The organism is Novosphingobium mangrovisedimenti (assembly GCF_025153475.1).
Lineage (GTDB): Bacteria > Pseudomonadota > Alphaproteobacteria > Sphingomonadales > Sphingomonadaceae > Novosphingobium > Novosphingobium mangrovi_A.
On sequence record NZ_JANZXA010000003.1, the window covers coordinates 1 to 13044 of the forward strand.

At 65.6% G+C, this 13044-nt stretch carries 16 protein-coding genes and 1 tRNA gene; 12 read left to right on the forward strand and 5 right to left on the reverse strand.

The features are described 5' to 3' along the window. Window positions 1-523: hypothetical protein (locus NZK81_RS05650; protein ID WP_260044745.1), on the forward strand; the 523-nt coding region annotated here is incomplete at its 5' end. A 215-nt stretch (window positions 524-738) separates the two neighbouring features. Then, entirely contained in the window at window positions 739-888 is a 150-nt protein-coding gene (locus tag NZK81_RS21725; protein WP_419181661.1) for an HNH endonuclease, read from the forward strand. Between the two features lie 3 nt (window positions 889-891). Here NZK81_RS21725 and NZK81_RS05655 read toward each other — a convergent pair whose 3' ends face one another. The 3 genes from NZK81_RS05655 to NZK81_RS05665 all read right to left on the reverse strand — a co-directional run bounded on the left by NZK81_RS05655 (window position 892) and on the right by NZK81_RS05665 (window position 2100). Then, window positions 892-1308, reverse strand: coding sequence for a hypothetical protein (locus NZK81_RS05655; protein ID WP_260044747.1), 417 nt, complete (start codon window positions 1306-1308; stop codon window positions 892-894). After that, a complete protein-coding gene (locus NZK81_RS05660) occupies window positions 1308-1469 on the reverse strand; it encodes a helix-turn-helix domain-containing protein (RefSeq protein ID WP_260044749.1) in 162 nt (53 codons plus the stop codon). The genes NZK81_RS05655 and NZK81_RS05660 overlap by 1 nt, the downstream gene beginning before the upstream one ends. A gap of 124 nt (window positions 1470-1593) precedes the next feature. Continuing rightward, window positions 1594-2100: a hypothetical protein gene (locus NZK81_RS05665; protein WP_260044751.1), complete on the reverse strand. Its 507-nt coding sequence runs from the start codon at window positions 2098-2100 to the stop codon at window positions 1594-1596. Between the two features lie 225 nt (window positions 2101-2325). Here NZK81_RS05665 and NZK81_RS05670 point away from each other — a divergent pair, with 225 nt between their 5' ends. Then, window positions 2326-2577 carry a hypothetical protein gene (locus tag NZK81_RS05670; protein ID WP_260044753.1) on the forward strand — a complete coding sequence of 84 codons (252 nt, stop codon included), beginning with the start codon at window positions 2326-2328 and terminating at the stop codon, window positions 2575-2577. Window positions 2578-2705: 128 nt separating this feature from the next. Here the strand turns inward: NZK81_RS05670 and NZK81_RS05675 are convergent. After that, window positions 2706-2779: transfer RNA gene (locus NZK81_RS05675), tRNA-Gln, on the reverse strand. Between the two features lie 154 nt (window positions 2780-2933). Here NZK81_RS05675 and NZK81_RS05680 point away from each other — a divergent pair. Both NZK81_RS05680 and NZK81_RS05685 read left to right on the forward strand, forming a co-directional pair. Continuing rightward, window positions 2934-4205 (forward strand): Ppx/GppA phosphatase family protein, encoded by a 1272-nt coding sequence (locus NZK81_RS05680; RefSeq protein WP_260044755.1) that lies wholly within the window; start codon window positions 2934-2936, stop codon window positions 4203-4205. Continuing rightward, the gene (locus NZK81_RS05685) at window positions 4202-4861 is read left to right on the forward strand and encodes an RlmE family RNA methyltransferase (RefSeq protein ID WP_260044758.1); all 660 of its coding nucleotides are present in this window, start codon (window positions 4202-4204) and stop codon (window positions 4859-4861) included. Before NZK81_RS05680 ends, NZK81_RS05685 begins: the two co-directional genes overlap by 4 nt. Before the next feature lie 148 nt (window positions 4862-5009). Here NZK81_RS05685 and NZK81_RS05690 read toward each other — a convergent pair whose 3' ends face one another. Further along, a complete protein-coding gene (locus tag NZK81_RS05690) occupies window positions 5010-5645 on the reverse strand; it encodes a c-type cytochrome (RefSeq protein ID WP_260044760.1) in 636 nt (211 codons plus the stop codon). A 121-nt stretch (window positions 5646-5766) separates the two neighbouring features. Between NZK81_RS05690 and NZK81_RS05695 the strand changes: the two genes are divergently transcribed. The 7 genes from NZK81_RS05695 to NZK81_RS05725 all read left to right on the forward strand — a co-directional run bounded on the left by NZK81_RS05695 (window position 5767) and on the right by NZK81_RS05725 (window position 13040). Then, window positions 5767-6675 (forward strand): prephenate dehydratase, encoded by a 909-nt coding sequence (locus tag NZK81_RS05695; RefSeq protein WP_260045325.1) that lies wholly within the window; start codon window positions 5767-5769, stop codon window positions 6673-6675. A gap of 100 nt (window positions 6676-6775) precedes the next feature. Continuing rightward, complete coding sequence (locus tag NZK81_RS05700; RefSeq protein ID WP_260044762.1) at window positions 6776-7447, forward strand: hypothetical protein; 672 nt, start codon at window positions 6776-6778, stop codon at window positions 7445-7447. Further along, on the forward strand, window positions 7444-8763 hold the full coding sequence (locus NZK81_RS05705; RefSeq protein WP_260044765.1) for a DUF4350 domain-containing protein: 1320 nt from the start codon (window positions 7444-7446) through the stop codon (window positions 8761-8763). The genes NZK81_RS05700 and NZK81_RS05705 overlap by 4 nt, the downstream gene beginning before the upstream one ends. Beyond that, on the forward strand, window positions 8760-9749 hold the full coding sequence (locus NZK81_RS05710; protein ID WP_260044767.1) for an AAA family ATPase: 990 nt from the start codon (window positions 8760-8762) through the stop codon (window positions 9747-9749). The genes NZK81_RS05705 and NZK81_RS05710 overlap by 4 nt, the downstream gene beginning before the upstream one ends. A 2-nt stretch (window positions 9750-9751) precedes the next feature. Next, window positions 9752-11080: a DUF58 domain-containing protein gene (locus NZK81_RS05715; protein ID WP_260044768.1), complete on the forward strand. Its 1329-nt coding sequence runs from the start codon at window positions 9752-9754 to the stop codon at window positions 11078-11080. Next, a complete protein-coding gene (locus tag NZK81_RS05720; protein WP_260044770.1) occupies window positions 11077-12126 on the forward strand; it encodes a stage II sporulation protein M in 1050 nt (349 codons plus the stop codon). The genes NZK81_RS05715 and NZK81_RS05720 overlap by 4 nt, the downstream gene beginning before the upstream one ends. Beyond that, window positions 12123-13040, forward strand: a complete 918-nt coding sequence (locus NZK81_RS05725; protein WP_260044772.1) for an RDD family protein — start codon at window positions 12123-12125, stop codon at window positions 13038-13040. The genes NZK81_RS05720 and NZK81_RS05725 overlap by 4 nt, the downstream gene beginning before the upstream one ends. The last annotated feature ends 4 nt before the right edge of the window (window positions 13041-13044 follow it).

Genomic DNA, 13044 nt, shown 5'->3' on the forward strand with positions numbered 1-13044 from the left:
GCCGCACCCAAAACCAAAAAGGAAAAATCACCCGCTTGACCCAACCCCCGCATCGCGGGAAACACACATCCACCCGGGTCACTTCTCGATGAAAATCCCGGGTCAACTCTCAGCGGAAATCAACACCCTGATCTCAGATCGGATGACGCCCGCGCTGAAATACGTGCACGGCCATGAGCGGCAAGTGCTCGCATACTTCGACGCCCTGCAACTCGTCGGAGAGGAGCTCTGGTCTCCAAACACGAACGCTCTTGAGCGGCGCAATGTGGAGATCCAGGACATCTGGCGAAGCGCAAAGGGGTATCGCAAAGACTTCGCTTCCTTCCAGCTGCGGGTGCTCTATCACCGCTTCCAATTCGGCCTTCACATCATCGAATGCGATGCCTGCGGGCGTTTCGAGGGGCCGTCCGCGCCAACCGATGTCCTGACACGTAGTCAGCAACCCATCGCTCGTCCTGGCGAGAAACGTTGTTCGCAGTGTTCAGACGAATCAGGCTTCGCCAGCCACTCCCAACTCGATTGAATCAGCTGCTGTTCAACCGAGCATGAATTGGCTTGCCGGCGCCCTCCGTCGGTTGCCAGCCGCCCTTATGCGCAAAGCGCGTCAGTGCACTCATGAAAAAGGAGGAAAAGATCATGAGCAATACCCGTGCATGGCGTGCGAAGCCGAGAACGAGCAAGCCTAATTCCCGTCAGAAGAGGAATGGGCTGTTTCTGGACAGTCACCCGGATTGTCAGATGTGCCGCAAGCATGCGGCAGAGGAAGCGCATCACATGCTTCCTAGGGGACATCCCCTGCGCTATTTCTGGGCCTTCATGATGGCACTTTGTTCGCGCTGTCATACGGCGGTCCACCGCCCCCGGAGCAAACCAAGGGCGGTGGACTGAGTGTCAGCGGGTGGGGGCGGTCTTCGGCAGGCCCCACCTGCCACACCCTGCCGGGTAGACCTTTTGCAGGATCTCACGAAGCTTCTCGCGTTGAGCTGCACTGGGGAAGGCCCGGCGCATCACCACCTTGATGAACTTGTGCTCCCATTGCGTCAGTAAAGGCGAGAGGAGCATGAACCGGGCCCACCCAGCCCAGTTATACTGCCCCATCGGTCGTCCCGGGGGCGACTTTGTAGCTACCGACGGAGCATCCCGCAGGGCAGCGGCGATGATCCGATCCAGAGCGTAACCATGCCTATCCAGAGCCTCGACCAAGCGCTTTCCAAACTCGGCGCGAGCGCTGGGATCCGGCGACCTCAGCTCTTGGGCCATTACGACGATCATCGCGGCGACGTCTTGGGAAACAGGCTGCTTGTTCATCAGGCAGCCTCCACCAGTTTCCGAATGCTGGCGACAACGACCAGGTTGCGTCGGCCGATGTGGACGGTCGCAAGCTTGCCCTGGTTGATTAACTTATAAGTTGTTGTTTTTCCTACCCCGAGGATGCGGCAGGTGTCGTTGATTGAAATGAGTTTCGTCATTCTTCTAACCTTCGTTTGAGCGGCCAGCACAGCGCCGAACCGTGGTCAGAAGATCGACAGAACTCGGGAAACTTCGATTTTGGGAAACCCCGCGCAAGGCGCCCGTGGAACACCGTGAAATTAGCTATTCGGCGGCCTCACAGACCAAAGATATTTCATGTTTTTTTGCAACCACGGCTCGGCGCACGCCTGCCGCTATGGAATTGAGATTCTTTTCGCTTGGTGGAAGGCAGCCGATCCTGCTGTATTCCTTTGCCAGCTCCTTGCGCAGCTGCGTTGGCGAAATGCGATTGAGCTCCTCGAGAGGCAGGGCCCCGAGACGCAGGGCGAGGGTGGCGATGGGCTCGCCATGCTTTTCAGATGTTCTGCCTGAGGCAGTGCTCACGACTGATACGGCGGTACTCGCGAAGGAGCCGGCGTGATCCTTGACGACCTTGTCGATGTCCTCCTGACAGAAGCGGACACCAAAGTATTCGACGGGCCCTTTCTTCCACTGCCCGGTTCTCCAGAACTCCGCAGTGGCGCCTTTCCTCAACCTCCCAAGGCTTCCGGAATCGATCCGCTTGTTTGGAGCCACACGCTGACCATTGGGAAATTCTCTGCCCGCTTCCACGGTCGTCTTCGCGTCCACGTAGATCAAGCCTGAGGTGGCATAGTCCAGAAGGAACTTTCGAAGAGATCGGACGTCCCGAAACCCATTTGTAATCCTCTCGCACGCGGCTGCTGGCGAGATCATGGTGCGCTTTGTCATCCAATCACGATGGCTTCAGCTTCGTAAATTTGGGCCTAACGGCGGCTGGCATTACACGTCCCAGGAGCGACAGCCCTTGGCCGTTCCACCAGGTAGGATAGCGACATGAGAATCCACCTTCAGCGCAAGTTGGTTCTGACCCTCGAGCACGGCCAACGTGAAATCGAAATGTTCGACCCGGCCGTCTTCCCGGATGCGGCGGATGTTCAGATCGCCATTATTCCCGATGAGCAAGGCTTGTGGCTCACCATCGTTCAGGAGACGCCGCTGCCGTTAGACCAGGTAAGGATTCTGCCCGGCTTCCATCGAATCAGCGTCGAAGTGCCTCCGGATCGGCCGAAGGGATCGCTGTCTTGAGCTTCGAAAGGATGATCTCGGCGAGAGTTCCCGCAACCACGCCTTTTCCAATGTGGGGGCAAATGTGGGGGCGATAAATCCACGACGCTGATAACGACCTGAAAATACGCTAAATTTTGGGAGAAAGTTGGATGCCCCGCGAGGATTCGAACCTCGATAGACGGAATCAGAATCCGTAGTCTTACCATTAGACGACGGGGCACCGGAGGGCGCCCCTCTAATGACCGTTGCGATTCGGGTCAAGCGCCTTGGGCGAACCCTTTGTCACTGCCCTTGCTCCTTGCCGCGCAGGAGGTTAGCATCCCCGTCAGGTGCCTGCCCAACGGGGCGGGAAGATGTGAACGAGATTTGATACGATGGCGGAGCAAGATCCGCCGGCAGCGAAAGTCGATGTGCCGGGTCGCCCTCGGCGGCGGCGCAAGGGACGGAAGGGCAATTCTCGCCCGTCGGCCGCCGGTACAGCCAAGGCGAAGGCGCGTCCTCCTCAGGCAGGAGCGACGCACAAGGCAGACGCCGCGCCGCGCGATGACAGCAATGGCGGTCTTCGGGGCCCTGCCGGTCCTGAACCTGTACGGGACGATTCACCCCGGCCGCCGATGCGGCGACAATCCTATGCGGCGATCGACCTCGGCACGAACAACTGCCGTCTGCTGATCGCGCGGCCTTCAGGCGAGCACTTCACGGTGATCGATGCCTTCAGCCGCGTGGTGCGGCTGGGAGAAGGGCTGGCGCAGTCGGGCCGGTTGTCCGACGGGGCCATGGAGCGCACGCTTGCCGCATTGCGCGTCTGCGCGGACAAGCTTATGCGCCGCAACGTTTTTCTCGCCCGCTCCGTGGCGACCGAAGCTTGCCGGCGCGCGGAAAACGGCGCCGAGTTCATCGAGCGCGTGCGCCGCGAGACCGGCATCGCGCTTGACATCATAAGCGCGCGCGAGGAAGCGCGCCTAGCGGTTCTGGGCTGCCACGTCCTGCTCGAGGAGGGCATGGGGCCGGCGATGATCTTCGACATCGGCGGCGGCTCGACCGAGTTGGTGCTGATCGAAAGCACCGGTACCGTCCCGCGCATCCTCGACTGGCAGAGCGTGCCCTGGGGCGTGGTTTCGCTGACCGAAAGCTGCGGCACGGAAGGCGGCACGCAGGACGAGCGGCTGGAACGCTACCGCCACATGCGCAATCTGGTTTCGGAAAGCTTCGCGGCCTTTTCCCGGCGCATCGCGCCGGCGCGCGAGAGCGCGGGGCATGAAGGGCCGCTGCGCCTGCTCGGCACCAGCGGCACGGTGACCACGCTGGCCAGCCTGCACCTCGAACTGCCGCAATACGACCGGCGCAAGGTGGACGGTCTGGTGGTGCCCGCCGATTCGATGCGCGGCATCAGCACCCGCCTTTCGTCGATGGCGATCGAGGAGCGGCGCGAGCTCAACTGCATCGGCCGCGAGCGGGCGGACCTTGTGGTGGCCGGCTGCGCCATCCTCGAGGCGATACTTGACCTGTGGCCGGCGGCGCGTCTGGGTGTGGCCGATCGCGGCATCCGCGAAGGCATTCTGCGCAGTCTCATCTCGACGCATGGTTACGGGGGCAACGTTCGCCCGCACAGCCCGGCCGTGCATCATGCGGTGCATTCGCGATGAGCCGGTCCGGTCGCAATCCCGGCGAGCGCCTGCGCACCGCCAAGAAGCGCACGACCAGTTCGGCGCGCTGGCTTACCCGCCAGCTTAACGATCCCTACGTCAAGAAGGCGAAGGCCGACGGCTATCGCAGCCGCGCTGCCTACAAGCTGATCGAACTCGACGAGAAATTCGGGCTGCTCAAGGGCGTGAAGCGCGCCGTCGACCTCGGCATCGCGCCAGGCGGCTGGAGCCAGGTGCTGCGGCTCCGGTGCCCGCAGGCGAAAGTGGTGGGCATCGATCTGCTGCCCACCGATCCGATCGAGGGCGTCACTATCTTCCAGATGGACTTCATGGCGGACGAGGCGCCGGCGGCGCTGGAAGGCGCGCTCGACGGGCCGCCCGATCTGGTCCTGTCGGACATGGCGGCCAATACCGTCGGCCACAAGCAGACCGACCACCTGCGCACGATGGGCCTTGTCGAAACCGCGGCGGACTTTGCCATCCAGACACTGGCGCCGGGCGGCACTTTCGTGGCCAAGGTCCTGGCGGGCGGTACGGATACCGAACTGTTGTCGCTGCTCAAGCGCCACTTCACGAGCGTGAAGCATGCCAAGCCGCCCGCGAGCCGCAAGGATTCGTCCGAATGGTACGTGATCGCCAAGGGCTTCAAGGGCTGAAGGCTTCGCTGCCTGCCGGAACAGGCCTGGGACCGCGCCCTTCGCATGCGTCGGCGCGGGATTAACGAAAACGGCCCGCAAAGCGACTCGGTGGCGCTTGCGGACCGTTTTCGACCGGCAATGCCGGATCAGTTTATCCGTAGTTCGATTATTCCGCCGGTGCTTCGGTCGCCTCGGCGGGCGTTGCACCGGCGTCGCCCTCGGCTGCCGGAGCGGCCGCGGCATCACCCTCGGCAGGCGCCTCGTCGGCGGCCGGCGGGGTGGGCAGGGGCAGGTTCGAGCCCTGCGTGTTGAGATAGGCGATGAGGTTGGCGCGATCTTCCGGCTTCGAAAGACCGGCGAAGGTCATCTTCGTGCCCGGCGCGAAGGCCTTGGGGCTCGTGAGCCATTCGTTCAGCTTGTCGAAGGTCCATTCGCCGCCCACGCTCTTGAGCGCGTCGGAGAACGCGAAACCGCCGGCGCCCTTGCCGACGGCCTCGCCGACGACGCCGTGCAGGTTCGGGCCGATGCCGTTGGCGCCGCCCTCGTTGATCGTGTGGCAGGACTTGCACTTGGCAAAAGTCGATTCGCCCTTGGCGACGTCGGCGCTGGCGAGCAGCGTCGCGAGCGGAACTTCCTTGGGGCCCGCGCCCTCTTCGGCGACGCCCTCGATGGCATAGCCCATCGTCTCCGGACGTTCGTGCTTGTCGGCCTCGAAATAGTGCGAGCTAACGATGCTCAGGCCAAGGCCGACGATGCCGGCAAAAAGAGTCCAGCCGGCAATAGTGTTGAAACGATCATCCATTCGTGCATGCCCCGCAGGTGAATGTTTGGCTCATTCGGATCGCACGCGCTCTAGTGTCGGGCAAGCCGGAGTGCAAGAGCCATTGCGGATATCGCACTTGAAGCCTAATCGCCCGGACATCATGCATTCCTATCCTGAACCCGCCATGGACCTCGTTGCCCGCATGGGCAAAGCCGCTGCTGCCAATCCCGTTCGTGCGATGGCGCTGCAGGGCGCGCCGGGCTGCAATTCGCACCGCGCCGCCCTCGAATATGACGCCGATTGCCTCCCTTTACCGTGCTTTTCCTTCGAGGATGCGCTCGAGGCCGTGAAGGAGGGCCGCGCCGCGCGGGCGATCATTCCGATCGAGAATTCGCAGCATGGCCGGGTCGCCGATATTCACTTCCTGCTACCCGAAAGCGGTCTTTCGATCGTCGGTGAACATTTCATGCCGATTCATCACGCCGTGATGGCGCTGCCGAAGGCTGACGGCACGTTCGGTCCCTTCTCGGCCGCCTACAGCCATCCGCAGGCGCTGGGCCAGTCGCGTCACTATTTGCGCGAGCGTGGGATCGTGCCGATGGCCTATGCCGATACGGCCGGCGCCGCCGCTCTCGTGCGCGAGATGGGCGATTCGACCGCCTGCGCGATCGCGCCGAAGCTGGCGGCAGAACTCTACGGCCTCACGGTGATCGAGGAGAACGTCGAGGACGCGGCGGACAATACCACTCGATTCGTGGTGCTGTCCAAGGAGCCGCTCGATCCCTTCACGCTGCAGGGGCAGGCGGCGATGACGACGTTCATCTTCGAGGTGAAGAACATTCCGGCCGCGCTCTACAAGGCGCTGGGCGGTTTCGCGACCAACGGCGTCAACATGACCAAGCTGGAAAGCTACCAGATCGGCGCCAGTTTCGCGGCTTCCACGTTCTATGCCGACATCGAGGGGGCGCCGGGCGATCCGCGCGTCGACATGGCGCTGCAGGAACTGGCGTTCCACTGCAAGTACGTGCGGCCGTTGGGTTCCTACAGGCAGGCGCGGCCGCGCGGTTGACGCGGCGCGCGGTCCCTTGGCGTTTTGCGAGGGATTGCAAGATGTTCATCCTGTCGACCAGCGCTTGCGCGCAATGGTGCCGCGTGCCAAGCAGGCGGGCGTGACGGTTGCCGGGGGTCAGATCGAGGGCGTGGCTGCAGCCAGGGACGCCGCTGGCGACTGGGAAGCCGTGCGCCGTGCATCCGATATCCAGTATGCGCCGCTGCCTCCGTCCAAGGTTCCCGACGTTCCGCAGGTGCCAGAGTGGCTCAAGGCGCTGGGCCGTGCGTTGGAGGCGATCTTCGGCCCCATCGGGCGGCTTCTGGGCGTATCCTGGCCGACGTTTCAATGGGTGCTCATCGCGTTGGGGGCGCTGCTGGCGCTGTTCCTGCTCTGGCGTCTGCTCGGCCCGCTGATCGTGCAGCGCCGCAATCGCGCCGAAAGCGAGGATGAGGCCGACCTCTGGGCCCCCGACCGCGCCGAGGCGATGGCGCTGCTCGAGGATGCCGACCGGCTCGCGGGCGAGGGGCGCTACGGAGAAGCGACACACCTGCTGCTGCGGCGCAGTGTCCGGCAGATTTCCGATGCCCGGCCGGACTGGCTGATTCCCGCTTCCACGGCGCGCGAGATCGCCGTGCTGCCGATGCTGCCCGAAGCCGGCCGCCGTGCTTTCGGGACGATCGCTGCGCGCGTCGAGCGCAGTCTGTTCGCTTTGCGCGACCTTGATGCACAGGACTGGGCGGCAGCACGCGCGGCCTATGCCGATTTCGCCCTGATCGAGCTTTCGGCATGAGCGGGGCCTACGCTTCCACTTCCACCGTCGAGGTCGGTGCCAATCCCTTCTCGCGCCGCGCGGTGTTGGGGATCGTGCTGCTCGGCAGCGCGCTGTTCATGGCGCTCCTGTGGATGATCGGTACCGGAACCGGCTTCGGTTCGGCCAACGACGGGCAGGCGCATGCCGGCAGCAAGGGGCTGACCGGCTATGCGGCGATGGCGGACTATCTGGAAAGACGCGGCTATTCCGTGCGCCGTGTGCGCAACGAAGGCGCTCTCGACAAGCCGGGGCTGCTGGTCCTGACGCCGCCTGCCGGTGCCGACGGCAAGGAGATCGACAAGATCGTGGAGGCGCGCCGCTACGTCGGCCCGACGCTGGTGATCGGCCCCAAGTGGGTGGCACTGCCGCCGACCCGCGACCAGACCGAAGCGAAGAAGGGCTGGGTGCGGCTGGTGGGAACCCAGCCGCCGCATTGGCCGGGATTCCTCGACGACGTGTCGGTCGATATGGGCAAGGTCGATGCCAACGGCCAGAAAGCGGAATGGCAGGGGCTGGGCCTTGCCGGGACGCTGCCCGACCGCGACCACATGCTGTGGGGCAAGGGCCCCCGGCTCATGCCGCTGGTGACCGAGAAGGACGGGCGCATCCTTGCCGCGCTGATCGACGATGGCGGATACTATCCCTCCTTCGAACACGCTGCGGGGCGGCGGTTCCGCACGGTCGATGACGAGGAGATCTATCCGCTCGTCATCGTGTTCGAGCCGGACCTGCTCGACAATTACGGCATGGCCAGCCGCGGGAGCGCCGAACTGGCCGAGACGCTGGTGCGCGCGAGCGGTGTCGGGCCGGGCGGGCCGGTCCTGTTCGACCTGACGCTCAATGGCCTCGGTCGCGCCGACAACCTGCTGACTCTGGCCTTCACGCCGCCGTTTCTGGCCGCGACGCTATGCCTGCTGCTGGCGGCGCTGATCGTCGGCTGGCGCGCCTTCCTGCGCTTTGGTCCGCCGCTGGCGCAGGACCGGGCGATCGCTTTCGGCAAGCGCGCGCTGGTTGCCAATTCCGCTGGACTGGTGCGGCGTTCGGGCCGGTTGCACTTGCTGGCGGGGCCCTATGTCGACCGTGCCCGCGAGCGGCTGGTCCAGGCACTCGCGCTGCCGCGCACGCTCGATCCCGAACATGCCGAGCAGGCGATAGACCGCGCGCTGCAGGCCCGACACGGTGATGCCGAACCCTTTACGGCGATTGCCGCGCGCCTGCGGGCGGCGCGGCGTCCGCACGATCTCCTGAAAGCCGCGCGCGATCTTCACGCGCTCGAAAGGATGCTGATCCAATGACCGAGACCGAAACTACCAGCCCGTCCGCAACGAGCCTGGCTGATGTGGCCGCGCTCGCGGACGCGATCCGGGGCCAGATCGCGAAGGCGGTGGTTGGGCAGGCGGAGACCATCGATCACCTGCTGATCGCGCTCATGGCGCGTGGCCACGTGTTGCTCGAAGGGCCTCCGGGCACGGCCAAGACTTTCCTCGCGCAGTGCTTCGCCGCGACGCTGGGGCTCGATTTCGGGCGCATCCAGTTCACGCCGGACCTGATGCCGGGCGATATTCTGGGCTCGAACCTGTTCAACTTCCAGACCAGCGAGTTCACGCTGACGCACGGCCCGATCTTCTGCGATCTGCTGTTGGCCGACGAGATCAACCGCACCCCGCCCAAGACGCAGGCCGCGCTGCTCGAGGCCATGCAGGAGCGCCGGGTGACGCTCGACGGCAGTGCCCATGCACTGCCCGCGCACTTCACCGTGGTGGCAACGCAAAACCCGATCGAGAGCCAGGGCGTCTACCCGCTGCCCGAGGCCCAACTCGACCGTTTCCTGTTCAAGCTGCTGGTCGGTTATCCCAGCGCCGAGGAAGAATGCCGCATCGTTGCCCGCTATGGCGAAAACCGCGGCGCGCCGAGCCCGGCCGAGATGGGCATTGAAGCCGTGACGTCACCGGCAGGTCTGGCGGCAGCGACGCGCGCCGTCGCGACAGTCACGCTGGCGGACAGCGTCACCGACTACATCGTGCGGCTGGTGCGCGCGACGCGCGAAAGCCCGGACATGTCGAACGGGGCCAGCCCGCGCGCCGCCGTGCTGCTGGCCGGGGCCGCGCGGGCGCGCGCCGCGCTTGACGGGCGCGACTATGTCGTGCCCGATGACGTCAAGGCGCTCGCCGGCAGCGTGCTGCGCCACCGCCTGCTGCTGAGCCCCGCGGCCGAGATCGAGGGCAAGCAGGTCGAACAGCTCGTCGCCCAGCTGGTCGAACAGACGGAGGCGCCCCGCTAGGCATGGGCACGCGTTTCGCCCCGATCGTTCCGACCACCCGCGCGGCGGCGCTGCTGGCGCTCGCCGCGCCCGTCGCGCTGGTGATTGGCGCGACGCGGCCGGACGCCTGGGTGATCGCGCCGCTGGCGGGCATCGTGGTCTTCGCGCTCGTGTTCGTCGATGCACTGCTGGCCGGGCGGCTGGAAGACTTGCGCGTCGTCGCGCCCCGCGATGTCGAGGTCGGGGCCGGGGAGGAGATGGGGCTGCACGTGCGCCTCTACGGCGGCCATCCTTCGGCCCTGCAGGCCGCGCTGGCCTGCGATCCGCGTCTCGTGCCGGGCGGTCGCATGACTTTCGATCTGGCGTCCGAGGGTGGTGGATGGCGCGGTACCGGGCGCTTCACGCCGTCGCGCCGTGGTACCGGGCGGGTAAGCCGCGTCTGGCTGCGCTGGACGGGGCCGCTCGGACTGGGCGCGCGCCAGCTCCAGGGGGATCTCGACGAGGAAGTGAGCGTCTGGCCCAATATCGCGGCGGTGCGTTCCCCGGCGCTGCAGACTTTCCTTAAGGACGCGCAGTTCGGCCTGATCGCACGGCGCATGCGGGGCGAGGGCACGCAGTTCGAATCGCTCGCCGAATACGAACCGGGCATGGACCGGCGCCGCATCGACTGGAAGGCGTCTGCCCGGCACGTCCATCTCTACGCCAAGGAATACGAGACCGAGCGCAACAACCAGATCGTCTTCGCCTTCGATTGCGGGCAGGCGATGTGCGAGCCGATCCAGGGCATGCCCCGGCTCGACCGCGCGGTTTCGGCTGCGCTGGCCACGGCCTACGTCGCGCTCAAGGGCGGCGACCGTGCGGCGTTGTTCGGTTTCGCCTCGCGGCCCGAGGTGTGGACGCCGTTCGTGGCCGCATCGGGCGAATTCCACCGCCTGCAACGTGCTGCCGCCGGGCTCGAATACCGCCCGGAGGCGCCCAACTTCACGCTGGCGCTGGCGACGCTCGCCAGCCGCCTGCAGCGCCGGTCGCTGATCGTGGTGTTTTCCGACTTCTCCGATCCCACCAGCGCCGAACTGATGATCGAGAGCATCGGCCGCCTGGTCTCGCGCCACGTGGTGGTCTTCGTGACCATGACCGACGATGAGCTGGAGAGCTTTTCCGACGCGCCGCCCGACGATCTGGAGACGCTTTCCGAGGCAGTCTCCGCCGATCTCCTGCTGCGCCAGCGTGCGCTCGTCACGCATCGGCTGCGGCAACTCGGGGTCGATGTCGTGGAGGCGCCGTTCGATGCGATCGGGCCGCGCCTGCTCGACGCCTATCTGGACATCAAGCGATCGGGAGCGATCGGATGAACGCCGCTGTCTACACCCCCTCTGCCATCGAAACCGCGGCGCTGCGCTCCGATCGGTTCCGGCTCGAGCGCGAGGCGGACTGGAAGCGGCTCGAGGCGATCGTCACGCGCATGGAGAAAGGCCGCCTCCGGGGCATTTCCGACGAGGACCTGCTGGCATTGCCGGGGCTCTACCGCACGGTGGCGTCGAGCCTCTCGATCGCGCGCGAGACCTCGCTCGATGCCGCGACCCTCGCCTATCTCGAGGGGCTGGTGCAGCGTGCCTGGTTCGTCGTCTACGGGCCGCGTTCGTCGCTATGGACGTGGCTGCGCGGCTTCCTGGGCGGTGGCTGGAGCGCGGCGGTGCGGGCGATCTGGCTCGATGTGCTGATTGCCTTCGCCGTCATGGTCGCGGGCGCGACGGTCGGCTGGCTGCTCGTGAGCCACGATCCCGAATGGTACTATGCCATGGTCGGGCGCGAAATGGCGGGTCCGCGCGTGCCGGGCGCGAGCGCGCAGGTGCTGCACGAAACCCTGTTCGGTCAGCCCCGGCAGGATGGCCTGAGCCTTTTTGCTGCACAACTGTTCAGCAATAATGCGCAAGTCTCGATCCTTGCCTTTGCGCTGGGTTTCGCGCTTGGCGTGCCGTCGTTGCTGCTGCTGGTTCACAACCTTGCGGGGCTGGGGGCGATGGCCTGGGTCTATCATCAGGCCGGGCTTACGCTGGACTTCGCCGGCTGGATCGCCGTGCATGGCACGACGGAGCTGTTCGCGATCCTGCTCGCGGGGGCGGCCGGGCTGCACATCGGCCGGTCGATGGCCTTCCCGGGCAACCGTCCGGTACTCCAGGCGACGGCGGAGGCCGGGCGGCGCGCGGCCCTGGTGATGACCGGCGTCGTTCTGATGCTGGTGGTCGCGGCGCTGCTTGAAGGCTTTGCCCGTCAGCTCGTCAACGAGACCCTGGGGCGCTCTGCCATCGGTGGTTTCATGCTCATGCTGTGGAGCACCTATTTCTTCGCGTTCAGGGGCAATGCCGGTCTCACGCGGCAGCAGGAGGAACAGCGGTGAGCGTGGCCCCCGCCCGCCTTCGCGCCTCGGGCCGGGACCGTGTGCTCGTGACGCCCGAGGGCATCGCGCTGACGGTTACCGTCGCCAGCCGCGGCGCGCGGGCGGGCGCGCTGTTTCTCGACCTGATCTTCATTGTCTTGCTGATGGTCGGCTCGACCATCGCCCTCCTCGCCATTGCCGGGGGCGCGGCGCAGGTCCTCGACGAGGCGAAAAGCGGATCGGCGGCGGGGCATGCCCTGCAGTTCCTGCTGATCGTGTGGATCGTGATCATGTTCCTGTTCCGCAACGCCTACTTCCTGTTCTTCGAACTGGGGCCGCGCGGGGCGACGCCGGGCAAGCGGCTGACCGGCATCCGCATAGCCGCGCGTGACGGCGGGCGGCTGACGGCGGACATGGTCATCGCGCGCAACCTGCTGCGCGACATCGAACTGTTCCTGCCGCTCGTGTTCTTCCTGTCGGCCGGCGCGGACAGCGGCTGGGCGTGGATGGCGGCGACGGCATGGCTCCTGCTGTTCCTGCTCTTCCCGCTGTTCAACCGCGACGTGCTGCGGGCCGGGGATGTCATCGCCGGATCATGGGTGCTCGAACGGCCGCGCCAGAAGCTGGAGGCGGCGATGACCGACCTGCGCGACAAGGATGCGGACGCGCAGGCATCGCGCCACCGCTATCAGTTCGACGACGAGCAGCTCGCGGTCTACGGCGAATTCGAACTCCAGGCGCTCGAACGGGTGCTGCGGGAGGATCGCCAGCAGTCGATCGACACCGTCTATCAGACCATCGCCGAGAAGATCGGCCGCAACGATGGCTGGAACGACGAGAAGGCATTCCTCGAAGATTACTATGCCCAGTTGCGGGCACGGCTCGAAGGCGGCATGCGGATGGGCCGGCGCAAGGCCGACAAGTTCTCCGAGTAACCGC